20 protein-coding genes are annotated in these 26,232 nt (G+C 55.4%); 2 read left to right on the forward strand and 18 right to left on the reverse strand.

The window, feature by feature from the left end; all coding sequences use genetic code 11:
* Window positions 1-32 precede the first annotated feature (32 nt).
* The 9 genes from M0P74_02955 to M0P74_02995 all read right to left on the reverse strand — a co-directional run bounded on the left by M0P74_02955 (window position 33) and on the right by M0P74_02995 (window position 10,595).
* Complete coding sequence (locus M0P74_02955) at window positions 33-707, reverse strand: methyl-accepting chemotaxis protein (GenBank protein MCK9362549.1); 675 nt, start codon at window positions 705-707, stop codon at window positions 33-35.
* A gap of 157 nt (window positions 708-864) precedes the next feature.
* The gene (locus tag M0P74_02960; protein ID MCK9362550.1) at window positions 865-1,368 is read right to left on the reverse strand and encodes a chemotaxis protein CheW; all 504 of its coding nucleotides are present in this window, start codon (window positions 1,366-1,368) and stop codon (window positions 865-867) included.
* Window positions 1,369-1,472: 104 nt separating this feature from the next.
* On the reverse strand, window positions 1,473-3,989 hold the full coding sequence (locus M0P74_02965; protein MCK9362551.1) for a DUF3365 domain-containing protein: 2,517 nt from the start codon (window positions 3,987-3,989) through the stop codon (window positions 1,473-1,475).
* 144 nt (window positions 3,990-4,133) lie between these two features.
* Window positions 4,134-6,770, reverse strand: a complete 2,637-nt coding sequence (gene alaS / locus M0P74_02970) for an alanine--tRNA ligase (protein ID MCK9362552.1) — start codon at window positions 6,768-6,770, stop codon at window positions 4,134-4,136.
* Window positions 6,751-7,251, reverse strand: a complete 501-nt coding sequence (locus M0P74_02975; GenBank protein MCK9362553.1) for a recombination regulator RecX — start codon at window positions 7,249-7,251, stop codon at window positions 6,751-6,753. The genes alaS and M0P74_02975 overlap by 20 nt, the downstream gene beginning before the upstream one ends.
* A 2-nt stretch (window positions 7,252-7,253) precedes the next feature.
* The gene (gene recA / locus M0P74_02980; protein MCK9362554.1) at window positions 7,254-8,285 is read right to left on the reverse strand and encodes a recombinase RecA; all 1,032 of its coding nucleotides are present in this window, start codon (window positions 8,283-8,285) and stop codon (window positions 7,254-7,256) included.
* A 56-nt stretch (window positions 8,286-8,341) separates the two neighbouring features.
* Window positions 8,342-8,935, reverse strand: a complete 594-nt coding sequence (gene thpR, locus M0P74_02985; protein ID MCK9362555.1) for an RNA 2',3'-cyclic phosphodiesterase — start codon at window positions 8,933-8,935, stop codon at window positions 8,342-8,344.
* Window positions 8,925-10,184, reverse strand: coding sequence for a competence/damage-inducible protein A (locus tag M0P74_02990; protein ID MCK9362556.1), 1,260 nt, complete (start codon window positions 10,182-10,184; stop codon window positions 8,925-8,927). Before M0P74_02990 ends, thpR begins: the two co-directional genes overlap by 11 nt.
* Window positions 10,185-10,196: 12 nt before the next feature.
* Window positions 10,197-10,595 carry a phosphatidylglycerophosphatase A gene (locus M0P74_02995; protein ID MCK9362557.1) on the reverse strand — a complete coding sequence of 133 codons (399 nt, stop codon included), beginning with the start codon at window positions 10,593-10,595 and terminating at the stop codon, window positions 10,197-10,199.
* A 514-nt stretch (window positions 10,596-11,109) separates the two neighbouring features.
* On the opposite strand from M0P74_02995, the gene M0P74_03000 reads away from it, so the two are divergent.
* The gene (locus tag M0P74_03000) at window positions 11,110-12,261 is read left to right on the forward strand and encodes a diguanylate cyclase (GenBank protein ID MCK9362558.1); all 1,152 of its coding nucleotides are present in this window, start codon (window positions 11,110-11,112) and stop codon (window positions 12,259-12,261) included.
* 178 nt (window positions 12,262-12,439) lie between these two features.
* Here M0P74_03000 and M0P74_03005 read toward each other — a convergent pair whose 3' ends face one another.
* The 9 genes from M0P74_03005 to M0P74_03045 form a co-directional block, all read right to left on the reverse strand.
* A complete protein-coding gene (locus M0P74_03005; GenBank protein ID MCK9362559.1) occupies window positions 12,440-13,627 on the reverse strand; it encodes an MFS transporter in 1,188 nt (395 codons plus the stop codon).
* Window positions 13,628-13,637: 10 nt separating this feature from the next.
* Window positions 13,638-14,240 carry a flavodoxin family protein gene (locus tag M0P74_03010; protein ID MCK9362560.1) on the reverse strand — a complete coding sequence of 201 codons (603 nt, stop codon included), beginning with the start codon at window positions 14,238-14,240 and terminating at the stop codon, window positions 13,638-13,640.
* A gap of 32 nt (window positions 14,241-14,272) precedes the next feature.
* Entirely contained in the window at window positions 14,273-15,103 is an 831-nt protein-coding gene (locus tag M0P74_03015) for a phosphoribosylformylglycinamidine synthase subunit PurQ (GenBank protein ID MCK9362561.1), read from the reverse strand.
* A gap of 94 nt (window positions 15,104-15,197) precedes the next feature.
* Window positions 15,198-18,176, reverse strand: coding sequence for an AIR synthase-related protein (locus tag M0P74_03020; protein MCK9362562.1), 2,979 nt, complete (start codon window positions 18,174-18,176; stop codon window positions 15,198-15,200).
* Window positions 18,177-18,261: 85 nt separating this feature from the next.
* Window positions 18,262-18,912, reverse strand: coding sequence for a class I SAM-dependent methyltransferase (locus tag M0P74_03025; protein MCK9362563.1), 651 nt, complete (start codon window positions 18,910-18,912; stop codon window positions 18,262-18,264).
* 183 nt (window positions 18,913-19,095) lie between these two features.
* Window positions 19,096-20,448 (reverse strand): phosphoglucosamine mutase, encoded by a 1,353-nt coding sequence (gene glmM / locus M0P74_03030; GenBank protein MCK9362564.1) that lies wholly within the window; start codon window positions 20,446-20,448, stop codon window positions 19,096-19,098.
* A gap of 20 nt (window positions 20,449-20,468) precedes the next feature.
* Window positions 20,469-22,121 (reverse strand): NAD-dependent malic enzyme, encoded by a 1,653-nt coding sequence (locus M0P74_03035; protein ID MCK9362565.1) that lies wholly within the window; start codon window positions 22,119-22,121, stop codon window positions 20,469-20,471.
* 65 nt (window positions 22,122-22,186) lie between these two features.
* Entirely contained in the window at window positions 22,187-23,065 is an 879-nt protein-coding gene (locus M0P74_03040) for a hypothetical protein (GenBank protein MCK9362566.1), read from the reverse strand.
* A gap of 23 nt (window positions 23,066-23,088) precedes the next feature.
* Window positions 23,089-23,745 carry a DedA family protein gene (locus tag M0P74_03045; GenBank protein ID MCK9362567.1) on the reverse strand — a complete coding sequence of 219 codons (657 nt, stop codon included), beginning with the start codon at window positions 23,743-23,745 and terminating at the stop codon, window positions 23,089-23,091.
* 493 nt (window positions 23,746-24,238) lie between these two features.
* Between M0P74_03045 and M0P74_03050 the strand changes: the two genes are divergently transcribed.
* Window positions 24,239-26,188, forward strand: coding sequence for a bifunctional metallophosphatase/5'-nucleotidase (locus M0P74_03050; protein ID MCK9362568.1), 1,950 nt, complete (start codon window positions 24,239-24,241; stop codon window positions 26,186-26,188).
* The last annotated feature ends 44 nt before the right edge of the window (window positions 26,189-26,232 follow it).

Below are 26,232 nucleotides of genomic sequence, written 5' to 3' on the forward strand. Positions count from 1 at the left end.
TTTGCCCTGCAAAAAAAGAGGGAAAAGCCGAACTAAAAATCCTTGAATTCGTCGTCTCCATCCATCGGGATAACTTGCTCGGGGCGAACAATCTTCGCGCCGGAAGCGATCATTTTCCCCGATTTTCGGGATACGGGAAGCGACTTGGCCTTCCCTCCCGTTTTCGCCGTCAGGGCCGCTTTGGGGCGGCGCGAAGGGGTGATATTTCCCGACACAGAGGCGCCGCCGGCATTGCTTCCCAGGACTATGGTCATTATGTCGCCGACAAAGCCCTTCATCTGCATAGCCTGGGCATTGAGCTCCTCAGAGGCGGAGGCAGACTCCTCGGCGTTGGCCGCATTCTGCTGGACAACCTTGTCCATCCCGGCAATCGCCTTGCTGATCTGCCCGATTCCCTGCGCCTGCTCATCCGACGCCGCAGCGATCTCGCCGATCAGCTCGCCTACCTTTTTGGAGCTTTTGGCCACTTTGGCAAACGCATCGCTCGTGCGCACGACAATCGCCGAGCCGTTCTTGATCCGCTTTATCGAATCATCAATCAGATTCGCCGTGCTTTTCGCCGCTTCCGCCGACCGCAAGGCCAGATTGCGGACTTCGTCGGCAACGACGGCAAAGCCCGCCCCCGCCTCCCCGGCTCGGGCCGTCTCCACCGCCGCGTTCAAGGCCAGCAGGTTCGTCTGAAACGCGATCTCATCTTTTATTTTCATCCTTTGCGAGCTAATTGACAATCTCACCAGGTAATTGCAAAACTCCCCATTCTGTCATTCCCGCAACGATTCTGCGCGGGAATGACAGATGGTTTTGCAATTGCCTCTCACAATTATGTTTTTCAAATTGCCTTTTCGCGCCGGCAAGTCACTTTTTTTATGCGGCACTTTCCATCATATTGAGCTCTTCCCTGTTTAGAACCCGGTCCATATCGAGGAGGATCTTTACCCCGCCGCCAATTTTCGCCATCCCCAGGATATATTCGGTATCGAGATGCGCCCCGAAGACGGGGGTATCTTCAATATCGCCCCCCTTTACGTTCAATACCTCCGATACCGAATCAACGATGATCCCGATGAGCAGACGCCCCGCCCCGCCGGAAATCTCGACGACGACTATGCAGGTGCGCTCCGTGTGGTCAGCCTCCGCCATATCGAATTTCAACCGCAAATCGAGTACCGGGATCACCTTTCCCCGCAGGTTGATTACCCCTTTCACATAGGGAGGCATCCGGGGAATCGTGGTAATCGTCATCATCCCAATGATCTCCTTGACCTTCAGGATTCCAATCCCATACTCCTCCCCGGCAAGCGAAAAGGTCAAATACTTGCCTTCCCGGGTTGCCGCCCTCCCATCCTTATTTGTTATCGTGCCATCCATTCTTTTCCCCCTTTGTTTGCGAAGATTCCCCATAACCCGCGCAAAAACCGTTTCCAATAGACTGTATTTACAACAATTTCGTAGAATGCTTGAGCAAAACGGATTCAGTCCAGCATTTCCCTGATCTTCCGGGAGAGGATTTCCAGACGAAAGGGCTTCTGGATAAAACCGTTGCAGCCGCGCTCCATGATTGTTTGGGCTTCTCCTTTAATGCTGTAACCGCTGGCCAGAAGAACCTTGAGAGCGGAATTGAGGCCTCGCAGGCGATCGAAGGTTTCTCCCCCCGAGATCCCCGGCAGGATCATGTCCAGAATGACCAGGTCGATATCCTTTTGCTTTTCCATGTAAACGGCGATCGCCTCCTGGCCGCTGCCGGCCGCATAGACCCGGTAGCCCAGGAATTCCAGCAGTTCCCTGTTCACCTTCAGAATCATCTGTTCATCATCCACAAGCAGGATTGTCTCCGCGCCCCTGGCGATTGTTTCGATTGCCGCCTTTTCCTTTGCCACTTCCTGCTCCGAAGCGGGCAGATAGATGGTGAAGGTCGTTCCCTGACCGGGCTTGCTGTCCACAGTGATTGCGCCCTTGTGACCCTTGATGATTCCATAGACCATCGCCAGCCCCAGTCCCGTTCCCCTTCCCATGGCCTTCGTTGTGAAAAAGGGCTCGAAAATCCTCGCCCGGGTCTTCTCATCCATCCCGATGCCGGTATCGGCGATCTTTATTTTTACAAATTTCCCCGGCGTGACCGTGGAGATAACCGCTTGGGCATCATCAAAGAAAACATTCCCGGTCTCTATATAGAGCTCCCCGCCCCCCGGCATGGCCTGCCCGGCATTCACATAGAGATTCAGGAACACCTGCTCCATCTGCCCCCGATCAACCTCGACTGGCCAGAGATTCTCTTCGTATTTCATGGAGATGGAGATTTCCTTCTTGGTTCTGCCGAACAGTGAGGAGCTCTTTTCCATGAGGTCGTTCATATCGGTAGGCTTTATCTCATAGCTTCCCCCCCGGGCAAAACCCAGCAACTGTTTGGCTAAATCCGCACCGCGCCCCACCTGCTCCTCAATCCGCTTGAGCTTCTCATAATGGGGATGTGAGGAATCGATGTGCATCAACAGCAGGGAAGCATACCCCTGAATCCCCATAAGCAGGTTGTTGAAGTCGTGGGCGATGCCGCCGGCCAGCGTCCCGATGGCCTCCATCTTTCCTGCATGCTGCAGTTTCTCTTCCAGAATTTTCTTTTCCTCCTCCGCCTGCTTGCGCTCGGTGATGTCGCGGGTTATGCTGAGAATATGGGGCGCCCCGTCAAGAGTGAGCACAGAGGCCGAAATTAACCCGTAGCAGAGCTTACCGTCCTTCGTTCGAAAAGTGGCTTCAAGATTGGTTACCTCTCCGGTTTTTCTCAATCCGGCGACCAATCTTTGCCAGTCGTCAATATTGTCCCAGATATCATATTCTATGGAGGTCTTGCCGATAATATCCTCTTTCGTATATCCCATGATCTTGGTGAATCCAGCATTGATTGAGACGTACTTGCCGTCTTCGAGGCGGTTAATATTCACGGCATCGGGGCTGATATAGAAGGCCGTGCGGAATTTATCCTCACTTTTGGTTAGCGCCTCAGTGGCCAGTCTGTGTTCGACGATCTCCCGGGAAAGCTGATTATTGGCAGTTTCAAGTTCGCCGGTGCGCTCCTGTACGCGTTTGTCCAGGCTATCCCTGGCAATTCGCAACTTCTGAGACATCTCATTGAACGCAGCGCATAATTCATTTAATTCCCGGCTGCCTTGTTGAGGAATGGTTTCCCCGAGGCTTCCTTCCATTCTGGACAGCTCCCGCGCCTTGGCGCTAATTACACCGATAGGGGCGATGACAAAGTGGCGATACAGAACAAAGAGAACCGCCAGGACAATTACCAGAACGGTGACGAGCATAATAGATAGTTTAAGCGAGAGGTTCGATGCCCCTTTATAAGCTTCGGCGAGGGGGATCCGTATGGAGATAATGCTAACTAAATCATCAAGCTTACGGTGAAACGCCTTATCCGCGCCGTACAGCCGCAACATGCCAGCCGGCGCAGCCCCCGGTTCGCTGTGACAGCGCAGACAGGCTCCTTCAATGATTTCTCCCCTTCTCAAAACAAAAAGATAGGGTTTACCGGCCATTATCTGAACATCCGAATGGGCATTGAACTTTTTATCTTTTTTCATTTTTGCGAGAAAATCCATCTCGTAGGCATTGGCCTCGTTTTCGGGATTTCTTGCATCGATCACGGCATCTTTGATGTAATATCCGAAGGGATTAAGCGATTGAAAATATTTATTGATTTCCCGATTGGCATAGGTTGAGGACATCCAGGAAGGCTCAAAATAATCCTTGGAGCGAAAAGGGGCTGTATATTCAAACAGCTTGGGCTTTAAATTTTGTGAAAAGTACATATGAGTGGCCAAGTTACGGTCAAGCAGCATCCGCGCCTTGGACTCCGCTTCCCGCATTGATTCCTGTTTCATGGTGCGCTGAACCATCAGGATAATTGCTGAAGCCCCCAGAATAAAAATAATCCCGATGCCGATAGTTACTATTTGCATCATCCTGAGATTATTAAATTTTATCACATCTTACCTCCATTGCTGCCCAAACCCGAATTTCCATCTGCCGCAATCATTTGGCGTTTTGAAATTTGCAGGAGCTTTCGTATTACTATTTTTGCGGAAATGACAAAACGGGGCGTTTGTTTAAAAGCCAATCTGTCCGCTTCGTTACAGCAGTCCGGCCAGCTTTTCCAGCGCCTGTTCCAGAAATTCCGGGTGGGGGCCGCCGGCCTGCGCCATGTCGGGACGGCCGCCGCCCTTGCCGCCGACTGTGGGGGCGATCTGGCCGATGATCTTTCCGGCATGGTAGCGTTCGGAGAGGTCCTTGGTGACGAGGCACAGCAGCATCGCCTTGTCGTCAACCCGGCTGCCGAGGAGAATTACGCCCGAGCGGAGGCGATCCCTGAGCTTGTCGCCGAAATCGCGGAGCGCCTTCGCGTCGGAGGCATTCACGACGGCCGCAAGCATGTTGATTCCGTTCACCTGCCGGACTTTTTCCAGCAGATCTCCGGAATCCTGCGCCGCTATTTTGGCCTTCAGCGCATCGCTTTCTTTTTCCAGATCACGTTGAATGTGCAGGAGTTTTTCAGTTTTTTCCGCCGTTTCGAAGGGGCTGCATTTCAAAAGCGCCGACGACCGGCGGAGTTCCTCCTCGAGGCGCCCGGCATAAGCCGCAGCGCCCCGTCCGGTAAGGGCTTCAATCCGGCGCACCCCGGCCGCAACGGACGATTCGTGGATAATTTTGAAAAATCCGATATCTCCGGTTCGGGCCACATGCGTGCCGCCGCAGAGCTCCCGGCTGAAGGCGCCCATCTGGAGAACCCGGACCCGGTCGCCGTACTTTTCGTCGAAGACCGCTGTCGCGCCGGTCTTGATGGCTTCAGCAAGCGGCAGCACCCTGGTTTCCACCGGGACATTCGCCCGAATCATCGCGTTTACCCGCTCCTCCACCCGGCCCAGTTCTTCCTCGGAAATCCGCGAAAAATGGGTGAAGTCGAAGCGCAGCCGCTCCGGGTTGACGAGCGACCCGGACTGCTTTACGTGCTCCCCCAGTACCTCTTTCAGCGCCGCCTGGAGCAGATGGGTTCCGGAGTGGTTGGCTTCCGTATCCCTTCTTTTCCCCGTATCTACGAAAAGATCGGCCTGATCTCCGGTTTTTATCTTGCCTTTGACGACCTTGCCGACATGGCTGACCAGGTTGTCGAGCGGCCTTTTTGTGTCGGTCACGGCAAATTCGAATCCTGCCCCCGTGATGAGCCCCGTGTCGCCGATTTGCCCACCGACCTCACCGTAGAAAGGCGTATGCGCAACAATAAGTTCCGCCTCCGTTCCTTCCGCTATCTCTTCCGCCCTCTGACCTGCGACCAGGATGGCGCTGATTGCGGAACGCCCCGTTGTCACGCCCCCGTAGCCGGAGAACTCCGACACGATTCCCCCCAGCGTAAGTTGCCGATATACCTCGGAAATGGCCGCTTCGCCGCTTCCCTTCCACGACTCGCGGGCCTTCTTTCGCTGGAGGTTCATCGCCCGTTCGAAACCCTCCATGTCGAGCGAGAGATTGTCACGGCGGACGATATCTTCTGTCAGGTCAACGGGAAAACCGTAGGTGTCGTAAAGTTTGAAAACTACCTCGCCGGGGATTATAACTTTCCCCGCCGTTTTGAGGGCGGCTGTCTCCTCCTGGAGGATGCGGAGTCCGGCATCGAGGGTTTCGATGAAGCGCTGCTCCTCGCTTTCAACAACCTTCTGGATATATGATGCCTTGGCAAGCAAATCGGGGTAGGCCCCCTGCATCTCGTCAATAACTGCCCCGCATACCTCGTGTAAAAACGGGCGGTTCATGCCGATGAGCTTTCCGTGCCGCGCCGCCCGGCGGAGAATCCGTCTCAGGACGTAGCCCCGCCCCTCGTTGCTGGGGATGACCCCGTCGCCGATCAGGAAGGCGACGGAGCGGCTGTGGTCGGCGATGACGCGGAGGGAGATGTCGGATTCCTCATTGCTGCCGTAGGCATGGCCGCTGATTTCGGAGATGAAGCGGATGATGCCGGCAAAGAGGTCGGAGTCGTAATTGCTTTTCACCCCCTGGGCGACCGCGGCGAGGCGTTCGAGCCCCATGCCGGTGTCGATATTGGGCCGCGGCAACGGGGTGAGCGTCCCGGACTGGTCGCGGTCAAACTGGGTGAAGACAAGGTTCCATATCTCAAGGTGGCGGTCGCATTCGCAGTAGATGTCACACTCGGGCCTGCCGCACCCTGTTTCCTTCCCCTGGTCGTAGATGATCTCGGAGCAGGGGCCGCAGGGGCCGGTATCCCCCATTGTCCAGAAATTGGTCTTTTCCCCCATCCGGACGATCCGCTTTTCGGGGACCCCCATCTCGTCGCGCCAGATGCGCAGCGCCTCTTCGTCATCTTTATAGACCGTCACCCAGAGTCTTTCCTTGTCTAGGCCGATCACCTCGGTCAGGTATTCCCACGCCCAGGCGATCGCCTCTTTTTTGAAGTAATCCCCGAACGAAAAGTTCCCCAGCATTTCAAAAAATGTGTGATGACGGGCTGTTACACCGACATTTTCCAGGTCGTTATGCTTTCCGCCCGCCCGCACGCATTTCTGCGAGGTGGCCGCCCGGGTGTAGCCCCGCTCCTCCAGCCCCAGAAAACTGTTTTTGAACTGCACCATCCCGGCGTTTGTAAAAAGGAGGGTCGGATCGTCCTTGGGGACAAGCGGGGAACTGCCGACTATCGTGTGTCCCTTGCTTTTAAAGAATTGCAGATAACTGTCCCGTATTTCACTGCCCGTCATCGTCATGAACCGCTTCTTCCTCCTGTTCGTTGATTGTGCGCAGGATAAGCTCCAGGGGAAACCCCTTGCCCATCAAGTTCCTGATTAATCGTGCCTTTTCCTTTTCTTCTGTCCTTCCGGACGTCTGTCCCGGAAGGCGTTTCCCCAGTAAGCGCCTGATTCGTTCCGCTTCGTCCATCTCTTCGTCAACCGCAGCGATTGCCGCTGCCCGGAGATCAGCGGCGACCCCCTTTTCCTGCAGGTCGAAGGCTATCCTGCGATTTCCGGCCAGTCGGTTTGTCGCCAGCGCCCTTGCCCGCTGCCGGGCGAACTCCCCATCGTTGATATATCCAAGCTCCCGGCATCTAACGATTACGTCCTCGAGAACGGCCGGGGCGAAATTCCCCGACTTCAGTTTCAGGCGCAGTTCCCTTTCGCTGTGAGCCCGGATTCCCAACAGTCGGAAGGCCTTTTCTTTGGCCTTTGCGAAGTCGCGCTCTTCGTCCATCCTTATTTGGCGCTTTCCACGACGTCCGCTTTTTTATGTCCGATGCCGAGCTTCTCTAATAATTCGGTTTCGATTTTCTTCATCGTGTCTGTGTTTTCCTTCAGGAAGGTGCGGGTGTTATCCCTTCCCTGGCCGAGTCTGTCACCGTTGTAGGAGTACCAGGCGCCGCTTTTTTCGATGATTCCCTTGTCGCTTGCCAGATCAATCAAGTCTCCCTCTTTCGAGATTCCCTCCCCGAAAATGATATCAAATTCCGTTTCCCGAAACGGCGGGGCAACCTTGTTTTTCACCACCTTGACGCGGGTGCGGAAGCCGATGACATCCTGCCCGGATTTGAGCGCGGTTACCTTGCGGATGTCAAGGCGCATCGTGGAGTAGAATTTGAGCGCGTTCCCGCCGGTCGTCGTTTCCGGGTTGCCGAAGAAAACGCCGATCTTCATCCGGAGCTGGTTGATGAAGATCACAGTTGTTTTTGACTTGCTGATGCTGCCGGTCAATTTTCTCAGCGCCTGCGACATCAGCCGCGCCTGAAGGCCCATCTGGGCGTCGCCCATTTCCCCTTCGATTTCCGCCTTGGGAACCAGCGCGGCGACCGAATCGACAACCAGAATATCGAGCGCCCCGCTGCGCACGAGGGTCTCGCAGATTTCCAGCGCCTGTTCCCCGGTGTCGGGCTGGGAGATCAGAAGATCGTCGGTGTTGACGCCAATCTTGCGCGCATAGACGACGTCGAGGGCGTGCTCGGCGTCAATGAACGCCGCAAGTCCGCCCAGCTTCTGCGCCTCGGCGATGATGTGCAGCGAGAGGGTTGTCTTCCCGCCGGACTCGGGGCCGAAGATCTCGATGATCCTGCCACGGGGGACGCCGCCCGTGCCGAGGGCGATATCGAGGCTGATCGAGCCCGTCGGGATGGCGGGAATATCGGAGATCACCTCGTTTCCCCCCAACCGCATAATCGCACCCTTGCCAAACTGCTTTTCAATCTGCGAGATCGCCAGATCAACCGCCCGTGCCCGTTCCGTATCTGCTGCCATAGACGCCTCCTTTTTTCCCTTTATCAATGATATCAAACGCTTCAGTTATTACTTCGTTATTCCCCCGCGTTCCCGGCAAACGGGTAGGCGGCAAGTTTTGTGTAAATCGCCCCGCCGGGGGTAAGGTCGCTTTTAAATAGGCAGAGTTCGGAGGCGGTAAACTGTCTCGCCTCGTAAGCGCTGCTTGCCGATAACTCCCTGAGAAGACTGTCCGGTTCCGACAAGGTCTTTATCCGGGCCAGGGTCAGGTGCGGCAAAAACGGGCGCTCCTCCCTGGGGAAGCTCATTTCAGAAAGCTTCTTTTCCAGTTTGGCTTGAAACACTGTCAGCCGCTTTGTATCACCCTCCATTTCCAGATAGACAACTCGGGGACGTTTCGCCGAGGGGAACGTCCCCAGCCCGCGGAGCGAAAGAGTGAAGGGAGCGTCCGCGGCCGCCGCCTGCCCGCATGCCGCGGATATCTGCTCAACCTCCATTGCGGAGACATCCCCGAAGAATTTCAGCGTGAGGTGCAGGCCTTCCGGCTTTACCCACCGGATATTCCCGGTGACGATCCTTTGCAAACGTCCTTGAAGCCTCGCGATTTCCCGGTTGAGCCCGTCCGGCGGAGCGATTGCCAGAAAGAGGCGAAATGCCCCATTATCCCGCATCGCGCAGCTCCCCCGTCAGATATCGCCAGAGCATCAACAGGGCGGATTCGGAGGCGATTGTTCGGTTGCGCCTTCTGTCCCAGCGGAAGGCGTAATGACGGCAAAAGGTCTGGTCGCCGGTTGCCAGGGCGATAAAGGTTGTGCCGACGGGCTTTTCCACTGTGCCGCCGTCGGGACCGGCGATTCCCGTCACGGACAGCCCCAGATCGGTTCCCGCTGACCGGCGGATTCCCTCGGCCATCAGCCGCGCCGTTTCCTCGCTTACCGCGCCGTGGGCGCTGATCACCCCCTCCGGGATACCCAGCAGGGCGACTTTGGACTCATTACTGTAGGAAACTGCGCCGCGCTCGAAAAACGCGGAGCTGCCGGGGATGTCCGTCAGCCGGTTCGCGATCAGTCCCCCGGTGCATGATTCCGCCGTGGAGAGCGTAAGTTTTCTTTCTGTCAATATCTTCGCAATGTTTCCGGCAAGCGACTCCTCGCCCCGCGCGAAGATGTAATTCCCCAGCCTCATTTCAACCGTTTTGCATGCGGCCGCGAGTTTTTCCGACGCCGCTTCTGCCGATTTTTCCCGCACCGTCAGCACCAGTTGGTTTTCGGGGAAATTGGGATAGAATCCCACGCTGATTCCTGCTCCGGCCAGATTATCGCCGGCGATCGCTTCATCGACTGCCGATTCGCCAATCCCGGAGAGCCGGAAGATGCTTGTTTTTACATGGAGCGAGGAAGCGGGAAAGGTCTCCCGGAAAAGGGGGATTACCCCCTCGAAGAGCATTTTTTTGGCTTCGTGGGGGACGCCGGGAATAACGGCGATGATCTTTCCTGCCCGGTAAAGGGCGAAGCCGGCCGCGGTTCCGGAGGGGTTGGCGATGATCCTTGCCCCCGCCGGGAAGACCGCCTGTTTGGCGTTGTTTTCGGTCCAGCGCAGCCCCCGGTTTTCAAAAATGCTCCGGACATAGGCAAGAACGGCTTCATCGGTGTGCAATTCCAGGCCGAAGGAGCTGGCGATGGCGGCGGTGGTAATGTCGTCGGAGGTCGGTCCCAGGCCGCCGGTTACGACCAGCGCCTCGACATGGGAAAGCATGTAGGAAAGCGCGTCATGAATCGCGTCGTTATCGTCTCCGACGGACATCATCCGCACCAGGACCCAGCCCTGGAGCTGCATCGCCCGGGCGATCATCGCGGAGTTTGTGTCCTGTATCTTGCCGCTCGTCAATTCGTTGCCGATTGTCAGTATGCCGACCTTCATCAATCGCCTCTCTTATAATTTGAACCAATAAATCAGAAGCTGCAGGACGATATTTCCATAAACCCCCGCGGCCAGGTCATCCGCCACTATTCCGCCGCCGCCGGGGAGCTTGTCCTGAAAAAAACGCGCGGGAAACGGCTTGGTTATATCGAAAATCCTAAACAAAACAAAGCCTATGGCTATATGGGATAACGTCGGCGCAACGAGAAACAGCGTCCACTGGAGACCGGCTATTTCGTCAATTACGATGCATTGGGCGTCCTTTTGTCCAAAAAGCCTCTCCGCCTCGTCCGCGACATGCCAGGCAAGAAAGCAGAAGGCCAGAGTCGTAATCAGCCAGATTGGCCAGGACAGCGACGAAAAAACCAGATACAGTGGAATCCCGACAAACGTTCCGAAGGTCCCCGGCATAAAAGGCGCAAACCCGCTTCCCAAACCGGTTGCCAGTGTCTTGATGAATTTTTCGTTCAGGTTTCTGCCCCGCTTCAGTCTTTTTTAAAAAAATCCGTACGCGATACTCTGCCGCGGGTAAACTATCCTTTTTTGCGCCTTGCTGTCAATAACCACTTGCCTCTTTTCACAAAATTGTTTTCAAACGTTTTGTTTTTTGAGGAACGGCGCCTTTTCGACTTTGTGTTTTCGCGTTTATTCATAGTTGACAGGCGATAAAAAACCATTTATGGGATTGCAATCGGTCTCGAAAATAAATAAAGTTAAAAATGTGCTGGAGATAATGTTTTTTATTGGTTTCTCACATGGATGGCGATAAATCCAGGAGGGATTGTTTTATGAATAACGGAGTGATCATTCTTTCAGTTGCGACAATCGGCAGTTGGGCAACCTGAAGTAAAAAGACGCTCTTCCTGTAACCCTATGCGAGAGCGCCGGTTTAATTGTAGCTAATGCGAAGCGAGGTAACGATCTGATGGAAAGAATAGCCGAATACGAAAAGCTTGAGCAGCACATTAAGGAACTGGAGGAGGAATCCGTTCAAAACGCTCAATTGAGGGAACGGTTGAAACTGGCTGAAGAGGAACTCGAAAAAAAGGAACGTCAGATAGAGGAATATTTTACCCATGCCAATGCCCTGGCAATGGAGACGGAACTCGCCCGCGTTGAACTGAACCAGATATTTAACGCGGCTACCGACGGGATGTGGATTGTGGACGATCAATTTAACGTGGTCAAGATCAATAATGTGCTTTCCACTCTGTTGGGCAAGAGCCGGGGCGATACGGTCGGCCGGAAGTGTTTTGACCTGTTCCAGGGTTCCCTGTGTCAAAAGGATAACTGTTCGATGAAGCGGATTCTGCAGGGCGAGCAGCAGATCGAGTGCGATATAGACCGGAAATCCTCTGATAATGTTAGCTCTTTTATCATGACCGCCTCGCGCTACCGGGGTCTTGACGGAGCGTTACTGGGCATGGTGGAGAGCTTCAAGGATATCACCGAGAGAAAGACCATTGCCGGGGACCTGCAAAAGGCCAATCAGGAATTGAATCGTCTTGCCATCATTGATGGTTTGACGCAGATTGCCAATCGCCGCAGGTTCGACGAATGTTTGAAACAGGAGTGGCTGCGGATGGCAAGGGCAAAATTGCCTCTTTCCATAATCATGTGTGATGTCGATCACTTCAAACTATACAATGACCATTACGGCCATCCGTTGGGCGACGTTTGTCTGAGCTCCGTTTCCCATGTGATCGACTACTGCGCCAAACGTCCTTCCGATCTGGCCGCCCGTTACGGCGGTGAGGAGTTCGTCGTGCTGCTGCCGGGTACGAATGCTGAAGGCGCCGTTTTCGTTGCGGAGTCCATTCGCATGAGGGTTCAGGGGCTTGGAATTGACCATGCCGCTTCCCCTGTCCATAAATACGTCACATTGAGTCTGGGGGTCGCCAGTCTCATCCCGGAATATGATGCAAACCCGCAGGCACTGCTGGAGGCCGCGGACAATGCGCTTTACGAAGCCAAGCGGACGGGACGAAATCGGGTTTGCGTAAAATCCATAGACGCCGCTGAGCCATATTTGCATATTCACAAGGGTGCTGAGGAATTAGCGGGAAGGCATGCTTAGGGCCTGTCCACAAATAACCTGGGCAAGATTGCGCTCAGATTTGGGTTGGATTTGGTTGCGGCGATTGAACAAAACCGCAGACGTAGCAGCGCTACGTTGAGGATTTTGTGATTGAGCCACAGCCAAAGATGGCCCAAAGATGAGATGCAAGATGTTCAGGTTATTTGTGGACAGGACCTTAATTATCGGCCGGGGCAGATGCCCCTGGCGCGGCTTGTTCCGGGTAACGCAGAAGCAGGCTCAGGGTGAGACCAAGGAAGGGAAGAACGGCTATCGACTTCAGGGCGAACGGCACGCCGAAATGATCGGCCAGCACCCCCAGCAGCGTTACGCAAATGCCGCCTGCCCCGATGGCGAAGCCGACCATCAGCCCGGAGGCGATGCCGAGGTTATGGGGAAGCAGGCGCTGCACCATGACGATGGTGACGGTGAAGGTGGAAACCAAGATCATGCCCAGCACTCCCAGCACTAAGAATAACGCCGTGCCGTGGGCAATGAAAATCAGCGGCAGCACCAGCGCTGTCAGAAGCATGGCAAAGGTTAAGTAGCGTTTGTGCCCCAGCCGGTCAGCGACAGGCGCGCCGCCTAACGTTCCCAGAACCCCGCCCAGCAGAAAGACAGACACCAGGGCGCTTGCGTAAAGGGGATCACCCTTGAGATAATTTATGTAATAAAAGGGGATGTAGGTCATCAGGCCCATTTGAATCCAGGAGCGCATCATTACGATGCCGATCAGCAGAATCACCGACATGTAAGTCGCGCGCGATATCTTGTAGGAGGCATCCTTTACGGCTTTTCGGGCGGTTTGGCCGGCAGTTATTTCTCTCCAACAAAACAGGATGATCCCGGTGACCAGCAGGGAAGGGATGATAATGACCGGCAATGACGAAAAACCGCTGTACTTAATGATAAAAACGGCGATTATGGGCCCCAGGGCAAAGCCGAGATTTCCTCCCACCGAGAAGATGGCCATGCCCATGACCGGTTTTTCTCCGGTGAAACCGGCCGCGGTCTTGTACCCCTCCGGATGGAACGAAGCGACGCCGAGACCGCTTAGGCCCACCAGCACTAACACTATCCAGTAAATTGATGGAAATGATAATAAAGAGAAACCGAGGCCGGCGCAGAGACAGCCGGCGGGCAGAAGAAACGGTTTCTCTTTTATATCGGAAAAATATCCAAAGAGGGGCTGAATAAACGAAGATGTAAAATTCGCCGCCATCAGGATCACGCCGGTCATTGTGTAGGAAAGAGACAGGTTTTCCTTTAAAAAAGGCAGTATGGCCGGCAGCGCCCCCTGGTAGATGTCGGTTACCAGGTGTCCCAATGAAAGCAGCAGCAGTATCTTCAGGTTAAATTTTCTCATTGGATGATTATCATTTCTCCGAGGCTAAATCGGCAACCAGTTTTTGGCCGGCGGCGAAAGCCTGGGGAAGGGCCTCCGGGTACTTGTGGATGTCGCCGTTTGCGTCAACTTTCCGAAAAAGGAGATCGCCGGTGTAGGAGGCGTTGAAGGCGTCGAAGAAGTATTTTACCGTCAAGGAGGCGCCCTCAAAGAGTTTCTGCCCCTTTGTTCCCCCGACGGAGATGAAGAACCCTTTTTTCCTTTGCGCCTGCTCCCCGAGCGCCGGATCCTGGAGCGTGTATTTCCGCTCCCAGAGCGCCTGTGAACGATCGATCAGCGCCTTGGTCCAGCCGGTTACCCCGTAAAAGTATATCGGTGATGCGAGAATGACGATATCCGCATCGAGCAGGCGCGGATAGATTTCCTGCATGTCGTCGTTGATCTTGCAGATTCCCTCCCGGGAGCAGTCGTGGCAACCCCGGCACGGGGTGATTTTAAAGTCGCTGACCCGCAGCGATTCGACCCTTGCCCCCGCCGCTTTAGCCCCCTTGAGCGCCTCAGCAAGCAGGGCGTCGGTATTGCCTCCCTTGCGGGGGCTCCCATAGATTCCCAGAAGTTTTATATTGTTGGCCATTTTTTCACCTCGCCTTTATGTGTCAATAAAAATCATGCAAATTCCTCGCTGCGGAGAAAGGAGGCGGCGTTGCGGAACAGCAAAAGCCCCATGCCCTCTTCGGGCAGTTCCTCTCTCGTCCAGCGGGGGTGGTTCGTCCGGTGCAGATAGGCCTCCGGGTGGGGCATAAGGCCGAAGATGCGGCCCGTTTCATTGCAGATTCCGGCAATTGCGTCTATTGAGCCGTTCGGATTCGCCGGATAGTCCCTTGCCGCTTCCCGGCAGGTCTGATCGCTGTACTGCAGGGCGATCAGATTTTTCCTTTTGATTTCTTTCAGGGTTGTTTCGTTGTCAGTTATAAACTTGCCTTCCCCGTGGCGGACCGGCAGGTAGATGCCGGAGATGCCGCGGGTAAAGATGCAAGGCGAGGCCGCATTGCCTCGCAGGTAAACCCAGCGATCCTCGAAGCGGCCGGAATCGTTGAAGGTAAGCGTTGCTGTTTGCCGCTCGTAGTCGCCGTCCAGACCGGGCAGAACTCCCAGCTTGACGAGGAGTTGAAAGCCGTTGCAGATTCCCAGAATCAGTTTTCCCGCTTCTATGAAACGCTGGAGTTGATCATACAGCCGCTCGCCGCTTCCGGATACCCGGGCGTGGAGAATCCGGTTGGCGCCGGCCTTGGCGGAACCGAGGTCGTCGCCGTCCAGAAAGCCGCCGGGCAAATTCAGAAAATGATAATCGTCGAGCCGTTTGGCGCCGGTCAGAAGGTCGCTGATATGGACGATCTCAACCGTGTCGAAGCCGGCAAGCCGGCAGGCATGGGCCGTTTCCATCTCGCAATTGGTTCCATTGCCGGTAATAACGATAGCCTTTATTCGCCGGGGCATATTTTTATAATTTCCTTTCGGGTAAATAAGTCATTTATAAACGCCAAACTGCCTGTCTTTTCCGGTTGGCGGATGAATTGTGCAGAGCTGGCCGTTAAGAGGCGAGCGGCTGTTGCCAGGCCTCCTTCAGAACGGAGAGTTTTTCCTCCATGATGGCGTTTCCGGCCAGCCCCTTGATCGTCAACAGTTCCTGCCCGGCAACCTTTCCGATCAGGGCGAAGACGGAATCCCCCAAAATTGCATCGAAGGCCTCCTGCTGCTCCGGATGGATTGTCGTGACGAAGCGGCTCTGGGATTCTGAAAAAAGGAGTTCATCGTCGCGGCTGATTCCCTCCGCGGGAATCTTTGCCAGATCGAGGTCAAGACCCAAGCCTCCCGCGAAAGCCGATTCGGCGAGCGCCACGCCGAGACCGCCGTCCGAGCAGTCGTGGCAGGAGGCGACCAGTCCTTCCCGGATGGCCATGCTCAGCCTCTGGTAAAGCAATTTTGCCGTTTTTGGCCTTACCTGCGGAACGCTGTTGCCGATTGCCCCGTTTTGGGCGTACCATTCCGATCCGCCCAGCTCCTGATAGGTTTCCCCCAGAACATAGACAAGATCGCCCGGTTTTTTGACATCCATCGTCACAGCCTGGCGGATGTCTGCGATCTTCCCCAGCGTCGAGAAAAGGAGCGTCGGCGGGACAGAGATGCGCACATCCCCGATCTGATAGTCGTTTTTCATGCTGTCCTTGCCCGAGATGCAGGGGACGCCGTAGGCCGTCGTCAGGTCGTAGAGCGCCTCGTTGGCCCGGATGAGCTGGGCGAGTTTGTAATCCCCGTCGGGATTCTTTTCGGTCTGCACCGGGTCGCACCAGCAGAAGTTGTCCAGCCCGGCCAGCATGTCGAGCGAGGCGCCGGTTGCGACGGCATTTCTGACCGCCTCGTCGATGGCCGCCGCCGCCATGGCGTAGGCGTCGATATCGCTGTAGCGGGGGCAGATGCCGTTGGCGACGACAATCCCCTCAAAGGAGTCCAGCAGGGGCCGGATTATCGCGGCATCGCTGGGGCCGTCGTTGCAGACGCCGGTCAGCGGCTTGACCACGCTTCCCCCCTGCACCTCATGGTCGTACTGGCGGACAACCGACTCCTTCGAGCAGATGTTCAGTCGCGACAGCATTTTTCTCAGTTCCGCGCCCAAATTCTCCGGGAGCGGGAAATCCGGCTCCGGATGCTGCGGCGCCTTCCAGGAGGCCCGGAGGTTCATCTGCGGAAGTCCGTCGTGAAGAAAGGGGAGCTCGAGGAGGGCGACGGTCTTTTCGCCATAACGGACATGGAACCAGCCCGAATCGGTGTAGCGCCCAAGCGGGGTGGCCTCGACGTCCATTTTACGAGCGAGAGAGAGAAATTCATCAATTGTTTCAGGCGACACGGCAAGCGTCATCCGTTCCTGGGATTCGGAGATCAGAATCTCCCACGGGGCGAGCCCCGGGTACTTGAGCGGCGCCTGGGCAAGATCAAGCTCGCAGCCGCCGGAGATTCCCGCCGTTTCCCCGACGGAGGAGGAAAGTCCGCCCGCGCCGTTGTCGGTGATTGCCCGGTAGAGGTCCCGATCCCTGGCGATAAGCAGAAAATCCGTCATCTTCTTCTGGGTTATCGGGTCGCCGATCTGCACCGCCGTCACCGGAGAGCCCTCGTGCAGTTCCTCGGAGGAGAATGTTGCCCCGTGGATGCCGTCCTTGCCGATGCGGCCTCCGGTCATCACGATGATGTCGCCGGGCAGTATTGTCTTCAGATGACTCAATTCCCCCTGGATACGGGCCGGCATGATTCCTCCCGTGCCGCAGTAAACCAGTGGTTTCCCGAGGTAGCGCTCGTCGAAAACGATGCAGCCGTTGACGGTCGGGATGCCGCTTTTATTGCCGCCGTGTTCGACGCCTTCGCGCACCCCCTCGAATATCCGGCGCGGGTGAAGGATCCGGGCCGGCAGGGTTTTTTCGTATTCGGGCGGGGCGAAACAGAAGACGTCGGTATTGAAGATCAGCTTTGCCCCCCGGCCGGCGCCGAACGGATCGCGATTTACCCCGACGATGCCGGTGAGCGCCCCGCCGTAAGGATCGAGGGCGGAGGGGGAGTTGTGGGTTTCCACCTTGAAGACGAGGTTCCAGTCGTCATTGAAGCGGATGATCCCGGCGTTGTCGGAAAAGACGGAGAGGCACCAGTCGCCCGCGCCCATCCGTTTTCTGATCTCGTTGGTCGAGCCCTTGATGCAGGTGTTGAAAAGGGAATTTATCTCCCGGGGCATGCCGTTTCCGTCATCATAGATAATTTTGGCGTTGAATATCTTGTGCTTGCAGTGCTCGGACCAGGTCTGCGCCAGACACTCCAGCTCCGCGTCGGTTATTTTCCCGGAGAGCCCCAATTCCTCCCTGCGGGCGACAAAGGTCTCATCTTGCAGATGGCGCTGGATGATTTTCATCTCTTCAAGAGAGAGCGCCAAGAGTCTTTCCTGACTGATCTTCACCAATTCGCTGTCGGAAATGTTCAGATCTATTTCCCTTGTCCGGGGGAGGTCGCTTCCCATTACCTGCGGGATATAAGGTTTTATCCGGGCGTCTGGTTCCCCGGCCGTCCCGGGGTAGATATCGTAACGCTGAATGAGGTCGTTGGCGAGGAGTTCCGAGGCAATCCTGGCGGCGTCGTTTTGGGAAAGAGCGGACAGAGGAACTCCACTGATTGCGTACAGACGCGACGTATAGACGCGCACTTTTTTGCCGGTGAGAACGGCAATCGCCTCGCCGGCGGTTTTTCCGACATTGTCGGTGACGCCGGGACGGAAGCCGACCTCGATAAACCAGTCGCAACCGGCTGCTGCTGAGCCGTTGATCGCGTAATTCTGGACTACAGGATCAGACAGGGGGCCGCCCGCCGATTTTTCGAGTTCTTCCCGGTCCAGCTCGCCGTCAAGCGTGTAGATCTCGAACGTCCGCACCGAGGCGACGTCTATCCTCAGGTGGCTGATAATTCTCTTTTTTATCTTCTCGCCGAGGGCGTCCCGGATCCCGTTTTTAAAACCAATCTCGATGCGGTTGAGCATGTTCAAACCCCGTTTTTCGTCTTGTTGCGTTCATCCAAAAACGCGTTTTCAATATCAGATGGGCGGGCAAAAAACAAATAGAACGTTACCCCTTTCTGAGCGTTACGCGGAAAAGCTTGCGGGGAAGGGTTCCTTCCTCGAATTCATCAACGCTGAGCAGTTCATAGCCCTTCGCCAATTGCTCAACTTTCTGCATACTGAAGAAATGGACTACGAAACCCCCAACTTCGTACAGATCCTCGCCCCGGTTAATGCCTTTGCCATAATGAAAATCGTTCGTGTTGCGCACCGTATAGACATGAAGCCCATTCGGGCGCAGCACTCGCAGCACTTCGCGAGATAAAGCTTCGAGTTCGGAGGTTGTAAGCGCCATGCAATAAAGCATGTGCGAGTAGCAGGCATCGAATGTCTTGTCGGCAAAGGGGAGCGGTTTGCGGACATCGTGGCTTTGGGCGGCAACGAGCGCGGATAAGCCTGACTGAGCGGCTTTCTCCATGATGGAATTTACGCCAGCCTCGGAATAATCGAGGACATCCACTTGAAAACCATTTCCGGCGAAGAAGAGGGTATCTCTGCCTTGGCCTCCGCCTAATTCGAGGATTCTTTTTTTCCCTTCTTTTTTTAACAACTCTGCTGCATTCCGTGCCGGTTCACTGGCCTTAGCCCCGAACATGTCGGCTGTCTCAGAAAATGTCTCGTCCCAGTGTCGCTGTTGTGCGTTCAGTGCTTCATTCATGGCTGGTTCCTTACGCTAATTTTATCAGTCCATATTAATCTTTGACAATTTCACCCTTTGCTTATCGCTTTCCTGATATTTCCATGTATAAGAGATGCCCGATGGCAATAAAATACTGTGGGCAATGGGGAAAGATGAAACTACTTTTTCTAATTAGAAATGTACTCCGGAGGGGTTCTGGAGTCAAACGTTCAGGCTTTTGTCAATCACGGCGGCGAGCGTGCGGCAGATCTGCTCGGTTTCTTCCTGAGTTGGCCCCTCCGCCATGATCCGGCAGATATGCTGCGTGCCGGAGTAGCGGACAAGCACGCGGCCCTGATCCCTTAGACGCGCCTCCGCCTTGCGGATCGCGGCGGCGATCGCCGGGATTGCTGCGAGTTCCGGCCTGGATTTTACATGCACATTGACGAGAACCTGGGGAAATACATTCATTATTTCAGCAAGTTTGGAGAGGGGCTGGCCTGCCTTTTTCATCGCCGCCGCCACCTGCAGGGCGGTGATAATCCCGTCGCCGGTTGTGTGGTGTTCGAGAAAGATCAGATGGCCGGAATCCTCTCCCCCCAGCGCTGCCCCCCTCGCTTTCATCGCCTCGATAACGAGCCGATCGCCGACCCCGGTGATGACGGAGTCTATCCCCAAAGATTCCAAGGCGATCCGCAGGCCGGTATTGCTCATCACCGTCCGGACGACGGTATTATTGGTCAATTTTCCCTCATTTTTCATGACCTTGGCGCAGATCGCGAGCATGCGGTCCCCGGTGAGAACATTGCCTTTTTCGTCCACCGCGATCACGCGATCGCCGTCGCCGTCGAAGGCAAACCCGGCGTCGGCGCCGCTTTCCACTACCTTTTTCGCCAGTTTTTCCGGGTGCTGGGAGCCGCAGTGGAGGTTGATGTTTCTGCCGTCCGGCGTGTTGAACAGGGTTATCGTTGCGGCGCCCAGTTCGGAAAAGGCGTCAGGCGCAACGCGATAAGCGGCCCCGTTTGCACAGTCCAGAACTAGCTTCATCCCTGCGAGCGAATGTTCGCGGGGAAAGGATTGTTTCAGAAAGGCCGTATAGCGGACGGGCGCATCGTCCATTCGGGAGACCCTGCCAAGTTTGGCGGGGGAGGGGGCGAGGGCAGGGATTCTTTCGGCGGATACCAGCTCCTCGATCGCCGCCTCCGTTTCGTCGGGAAGCTTGAACCCGCCATTGCCGAAAATCTTTATCCCATTGTCTTCGTAGGGGTTATGGGATGCAGAAATGACGATTCCCGCATCGGCGCGGAGACTGCCGGCAAGAAAAGCCACCCCCGGGGTGGGAAGAATCCCGGCGACTATTGCATCCGCGCCCATAGAGCAGAGCCCGGCGACAATCGCATTTTCCAGCATGTCCCCGGAAATGCGGGTGTCCCTGCCGATGACAATGCGGGGCGCATGTCCTTCCCTGTCAAGCAGATGGGCGACAGCGCGGCCAATATTCAGCGCCATCTCCGCCGTCATCGGCGCTTTGTTTGCCACCCCCCGAATGCCGTCGGTGCCGAACAGTTTGCTCATGCGATTTGCCTGTCCCCCTTCTATGCGTACTGCCGATAGGTCGGATCGTACATCGAGGCCCTGATGAAGCCGCCCAGGTCATCCGGTTCCTTCATTTCCGTCAGGCCGCGGGCAAAGACGATTTTCGCGACGGCAACCGCGATATTGAACGAGACCTCGCGGATAAGCGCCAGAGAGGGAAAGATGCGTCCCATGTCCAGGTCAGCCTGCGTGACCTGGTCGGTAAGCGATCGCGCTGCCGCGGCAAACATCTCGTCGGTGACGGAGGTGGCCCGCGAGGCGACGATGCCGAGGCCCGCTCCGGGGAAAATGTAGGCGTTATTGGACTGTCCCGAGACAAATGTCTGGCCGTCGATCACGACAGGTGGAAAGGGACTTCCGCTTGCGAAAACGGCGCGTTTGTCCGTGCAACGATAGGCCGTCTCGGCGGTGCATTCCGACTTGGATGTGGGGTTGGAAAGCGCGAAGATAATCGGTCTTTCATTGATTTTTGCCATGAGGCGCAGAATTTCCTCCGTGAAAGCGCCTGCTTGAGCGGAGGCGCCAATGATCGCCGTCGGCCGGAGCGACTCGATAGCCGACAGCAGATCCGGCTGGAAAGGATAGTCATGCGCGAACAGAAGCTTGTGCTCGGCCAAATCATGGCGGCTCTTGACGACCAGTCCGTGGGAATCGACAAACCAGCAGTTGCGCCGGGCTTCCTCCTCGGACATTCCTTCCAAGGCCATTGCCGAAGCAATAAGGCTGCCCATGCCGATTCCCGCTTCTCCCGCGCCGAGGAAAAGCAGGCGCTGTTCCTTTAATTTTCCCCCAGTTATCCGCAGGGAAGAGAGAATGCCGGCCAGCGCAACGGAAGCCGTTCCCTGAATGTCGTCGTTGAAAAAGGGGTATTGGTCGCGGTATTTTTGCAGCAGGCGAAAGGCGTTAACGTTTCCGAAATCTTCCATCTGGATTAAAGCGTCCGGAAAAACCTCGTGCGCGGCCGCCATGAATTCATCGATCAACTCGTCATAGGCTTCTCCCCGCAGGCGGGGTTCCTGAAGCCCGATATAGTTTGGCGATTGCAGGAGTTCCTTGTTGTTTGTTCCGACGTCGATGGTAATCGGCAGGCAGCCGCCGGGATCTATGCCGGCGTACCCCGCGTAAAGCGACAATTTGCCGATCGGGATTCCCATGCCGTTCGCCCCAAGATCGCCGAGGCCGAGGATGCGCTCGCCGTCGGTTACGACTATTACCTGCACAGCGCGACGCCAGTTCTGAAGGACCTTCTTAATCTGGCCGCGGTCGTATTTTGTAAGGTATATGCCACGGGGGGAACTAAAAATATTGCTGAATTCCTGGCAGGCAAGACCCACGGTCGGCGTGTAAACGAGGGGGGCAATTTCTTCGACATGATTGATGAGGGTTTGGTAGAACAGTTGCTCGTTACGGTCCCGAAGGTCGGAAATATACAGGTATTTTTCCAGATCATTAGGTTTCTTCCTGAGATGGTCAAGCACTTGGTCAACCCTCTCCTGCTGGGTGAAAATCTTCGGCGGCAGCAGCCCTCGCAGCCCGAAAGTTTCGCGTTCTACTGCGGTGAAGGATGTTCCCTTGTTCAGCAATGGATCCCTGAGCAGTGCAATCCCCAGGGGAAGACGTGCCGCTTCCTCCTTCTTTAAAGTTGTTGTCATAAGAAATCTCCTTTCAATTAAGTCATTGATAAAGTTATCGCCCCTCTTTACGCGGGGCGCTTTTTTTAGTTTTGGGGCAAGCCCTTCCAGCCCTGATGGGTGCCAAAGCGGGTTATCAATGCCGCCCCCAGCCCGATCACGATTGAGATCGCCTTTATCATCCAGCCCAAATAGGGGACCCAGCCGATAATCCAGATAATCACAAGGCCCCAGAATGTCTGCCGGACAACGCCCGCGTCTCCCTTTCCGGCGAGGCGCAGCGCCCAGGCGCCGATGAGACGGCTTACGGCAATGAAGCCGAGCAAGGCCGTCAGTACGACCAGGATCACCTCCAGCGGAATCAGCGCGATGCCGATGACCGAGATGGTCAGGAGCAGCGCCAGCGGGGCGATCGCAATCAGGGCAAGGACTCCGGTCAGGATGACCTTGAGGGTGTTTTCGCTGATTGCCTCCGAAACCATTATTACCTGTTTTGGCAAGAGCGCGGCCGTCAGCAGCGCCATGCACAGGATGACAGTCAGCATCGAAAGCGAAATGAGCGCGAACACCCAGGACCAGCCATCCCATTGGCTGTTTATTGAATTTATTAATGTTTCGTAGATGTTTGTGGAGTTAATCTCCGTCAGATTGCCGCCGATTTCGGCATCTTTTGCCACTACTATCACACCGCCGACGGAGGCGACATCTCCTTTTACGACAGCCGTTTTTGTGAGTACGACCGAACCGCCAATTGCCAGGACGCTGTCGTCAACCGTGCCGTTTACGGTGATCTGACCCATGATTACTATAACCCGCCTGACCTTCTCCCCTTTTTCGATCGTGATGTCTTTGCCGAGGCGGATGACGCTTTTGTCGTTGGCGGCAAAGGCGGGCGCTGTAACAAACAGCATTGATAAGACGAGCAGCAAAAAAAGGGCGCGTTGAAGGTTGGTCTTGATTGTCATAGGGGTAGCCTCATATTTATTTTTCATGCTGTTTTGCGCCGCTGCCGGAAATACTCAATCGCCCCGGGCAGTACGGAGATGATGATTATCGAGATTATAACCAGCGTGAAGTTGTCTTTTACAAAAGAGATGTTTCCAAAGAAATAGCCCCCGAAAATGAACAGGGAAATCCACGAGATGCCGCCGATTACGTTATAGGAGATGAATCGGGAATAGCTCATCCGCCCGATGCCCGCGACGAACGGGGCAAAGGTTCGGATAATCGGCATGAAGCGGGCAATGATGATCGTTTTCCCGCCGTGTTTTTCATAAAACTGATGGGTCTTTTCGAGATAAGCCTTCTTGAAGAAACGGCCGTCCGCTTTCTGAAACACCTTGGGCCCAAGGTAGTGGCCGATTGCATAATTCACTGAATCGCCGGCGATCGCGGCGAGGGAAAGGATGATAAAGAGCAACTCCACGGTCAGAGGTCCCTTCAGGTAGGGGTTGGCGGCGAAGGCGCCGAGGCCGAAGAGCAGCGAGTCGCCGGGAAGTATCGGTGTCACGACCAGGCCGGTCTCGCAGAAGATGATAAGAAAGATGACAAGGTATGTCCAGCTCCCGAAATACTGCAGGACATCGGCCAGATGCCTGTCCAAGTGCAGGAAGATGTCGATAAAATTGAAAAGAAGATCTATCATGCTTTTTCCCGTTTTCCCCCGTAACGCCGGTTAAAAATTTTCTGGTTCATCCTGCACGCATCCGGACGGGCGATGGCAGACTCCGTCCTGACTTTCCCTCTTTTGTAAAAAACCAGTGTAGTATAGGGTCGCTGTTAAGTTCTGTCAATGACATAATGGAAGGACATAGTGGAAGGACGTGCGCGTGAAAGTCAGACTTAGGGCCTGTCCACAAATAACCTGAACATCTTGCATCTCATCTTTGGGCCATCTTTGGCTGTGGCTCAATCACAAAATCCTCAACGTAGCGTTGCTACGTCTGCGGTTTTGTTCAATCGCCGCAACCAAATCTAACCCAAATCTGAGCGCAATCTTGTCCATGTTATTTGTGGGCAGGCCCTTAGTTTCTCCGTTTTCTTAAAATCGCAGTTGCATCTCTAAGGGAGTTGCGCTATCAGTCTAAACAACCTGAGTAGTTACCTTGCGGCAATTATTGGCAGAAAAGAGAAAAGCCATGAAAAGATGCGGTTTATTGATCGTCCTGTTGATTTTATTTCTTGTCCAGCCATTTTTTCCCGGCGCGCTTTACGGGGATGCCGGTTTGCCGGGCAAAGAGGCAAAGAAACTGACCATCCTGTTTACCCATGATCTCCATTCCCACTTTCTCCCTGATATTGTTCCTGAAAACGGCGGCCGCAAAACGCAGGGCGGCTACGCGCGTCTGGCAACCCTGATCGGGCGCGAACGGGCAAAGGCGGCCGGGTGCAGCATTCTTGTTGATGCGGGTGATCTCTCGATGGGGACGGCTTTTCATACGGAGTTTCGCGAGGAGGCCCTGGAGCTGCGCCTGATGGGGGAGATGGGATACGATGTTGCTGCGCTGGGCAATCACGACTACGACTTTCGCCCGGCGGGACTGGCCGCGATGCTCCGGTCAGCCCGCTCCATGGGAAGCCGGCTGCCGGCGCTTGTCGCCTCCAATGTGGTGTTTGCCAAAGATGACAACCGGGACGACGACCTGCAGGCTGCCTTTGGTGAATACCCCGTTTCCGAGTACAATGTTTTAGAAATAAACGGAATCCGGATTGGATTTTTCGCGATAATGGGGCGCGACGCCGCGGATGACACGCCCTTTGCGAAGCCTGTCTATTTCGCCGACCCGGTGGAGCGCAGCCGGGCAATGGTTGAACTTCTCCGCACCAGGGAAAAGGTTGATCTGGTCGTCTGCCTCTCCCACTCCGGGACAAAGTCTGTGAAGTCGCATTCCGAGGACGAGCTCCTGCCGGAAAAGGTTCCCGGGATTGATGTCGTCATCAGCGGTCACACCCATACGACCCTGCCGCAACCGATAGTCGTCGGCAAGACGATAATAGTCTCGTCAGGGAGTTACGGCGCCTATCTCGGGGCGCTTGAGCTCGACATTTCCCGGGAAACGGGCGTCGTCATCGCTTCCTATCGTTTGGAGAAAACTTCAGCCGAGATTCCGGAGGACAAGGCGATTGCCGGAAAAATTGAGATCTTTAAAAAACTGGTCGATCAGCGGTATTTCGCTTCGTTCAATTTTAGTCATGACCAGATAGTCGCCGAAACCGCTTACGATATGACCTCTCCCGCCTATCACCAGACAAGGCTTAAGGAAAACGGGATCGGGAACATGATCGCGGACGCCTTTCGTTTTTCGGTGCGGCAGGCGGAGGGTAAAAATTACCGGCATATTGATATCGCGCTGACCACCGACGGCCAGATAAGGGATACCTTTCTGACAGGAAAAATCAGTGTTGCCGATGTCTTTAAGGTTTTGCCCCTGGGACTGGGGATGGACGACCGGCCCGGCTACCCGCTCCTGTCGGTTTATCTGACCGGAAAAGAGATCGCCAGCATGCTCGAGGTGCAGCCGACGATAGCGTCGCTGAAGCCCGACGCCTATATGCAGGTCTCCGGCGTCAGGTTTTCCTGGAATCCGCACCGCGTCCCTTTTGACCGCGTAGTCTCGATCGCCGTCCAGGACGAAAACGGCGCCTTCGTTCCGCTTGTTGCCGGCAAGCTCTACCGCATCTGCGTGAATGCCTATACGGCGGGAATGCTCGGGTTTGTGACCCGGGCGTCGCACGGTTTGATAAAACTGACGCCGAAGGACGCAGCCGGAAAGCCGGTATCAGATATGAAACTGCTGAGAATAGACGCAGATGCCGAAAAAACCGGCGTTCAGGAACTGAAGGAATGGGCGGCTCTGACTTTCTATTTCCAATCGCTGCCGGACAGCAACAAGGATGGGGTAGGGGAACTGCCGATAGAATACCGGAATCCTGACCGGCGGGGCGTTTCTGCGCCGTCGTGGAAACCCGTCCGCCTCCTGGAGGGCGCCGGCTGGATCACCGGGAGCGCCGTCGCGTTATTTGCCTTTATCGTGGTTGCACTGGTGTTTCTTATCCGCTGGGTAGTGCGGCGCATGACGAAAAGATGAAACAGCCACGGTGGCGCGCCGTCACAAAGAAGTGTGAAAACAAG

It is taken from the genome of Syntrophales bacterium, assembly GCA_023229765.1.
GTDB lineage: Bacteria > Desulfobacterota > Syntrophia > Syntrophales > UBA5619 > DYTH01.

Coding starts and splice junctions, on each gene's coding strand:
- M0P74_03005 (MCK9362559.1), bottom strand. CDS start 13,627: ATGAGAAAATTTAACCTGAAGATACTGCTGCTGCTTTCATTGGGACAC.
- M0P74_03025 (MCK9362563.1), bottom strand. CDS start 18,912: ATGAATGAAGCACTGAACGCACAACAGCGACACTGGGACGAGACATTT.
- M0P74_02990 (MCK9362556.1), bottom strand. CDS start 10,184: ATGAAGGTCGGCATACTGACAATCGGCAACGAATTGACGAGCGGCAAG.
- M0P74_02960 (MCK9362550.1), bottom strand. CDS start 1,368: ATGGATGGCACGATAACAAATAAGGATGGGAGGGCGGCAACCCGGGAA.
- alaS (MCK9362552.1), bottom strand. CDS start 6,770: ATGACGATGACGGGCAGTGAAATACGGGACAGTTATCTGCAATTCTTT.
- recA (MCK9362554.1), bottom strand. CDS start 8,285: ATGGCAGCAGATACGGAACGGGCACGGGCGGTTGATCTGGCGATCTCG.
- M0P74_03015 (MCK9362561.1), bottom strand. CDS start 15,103: ATGCCCCGGCGAATAAAGGCTATCGTTATTACCGGCAATGGAACCAAT.
- M0P74_03040 (MCK9362566.1), bottom strand. CDS start 23,065: ATGACAATCAAGACCAACCTTCAACGCGCCCTTTTTTTGCTGCTCGTC.
- thpR (MCK9362555.1), bottom strand. CDS start 8,935: ATGCGGGATAATGGGGCATTTCGCCTCTTTCTGGCAATCGCTCCGCCG.
- glmM (MCK9362564.1), bottom strand. CDS start 20,448: ATGAGCAAACTGTTCGGCACCGACGGCATTCGGGGGGTGGCAAACAAA.
- M0P74_03045 (MCK9362567.1), bottom strand. CDS start 23,745: ATGATAGATCTTCTTTTCAATTTTATCGACATCTTCCTGCACTTGGAC.
- M0P74_03000 (MCK9362558.1), top strand. CDS start 11,110: ATGGAAAGAATAGCCGAATACGAAAAGCTTGAGCAGCACATTAAGGAA.
- M0P74_02995 (MCK9362557.1), bottom strand. CDS start 10,595: ATGCCGGGGACCTTCGGAACGTTTGTCGGGATTCCACTGTATCTGGTT.
- M0P74_03050 (MCK9362568.1), top strand. CDS start 24,239: ATGAAAAGATGCGGTTTATTGATCGTCCTGTTGATTTTATTTCTTGTC.
- M0P74_03010 (MCK9362560.1), bottom strand. CDS start 14,240: ATGGCCAACAATATAAAACTTCTGGGAATCTATGGGAGCCCCCGCAAG.
- M0P74_03020 (MCK9362562.1), bottom strand. CDS start 18,176: ATGCTCAACCGCATCGAGATTGGTTTTAAAAACGGGATCCGGGACGCC.
- M0P74_03035 (MCK9362565.1), bottom strand. CDS start 22,121: ATGACAACAACTTTAAAGAAGGAGGAAGCGGCACGTCTTCCCCTGGGG.
- M0P74_02975 (MCK9362553.1), bottom strand. CDS start 7,251: ATGGACGAAGAGCGCGACTTCGCAAAGGCCAAAGAAAAGGCCTTCCGA.
- M0P74_02955 (MCK9362549.1), bottom strand. CDS start 707: ATGAAAATAAAAGATGAGATCGCGTTTCAGACGAACCTGCTGGCCTTG.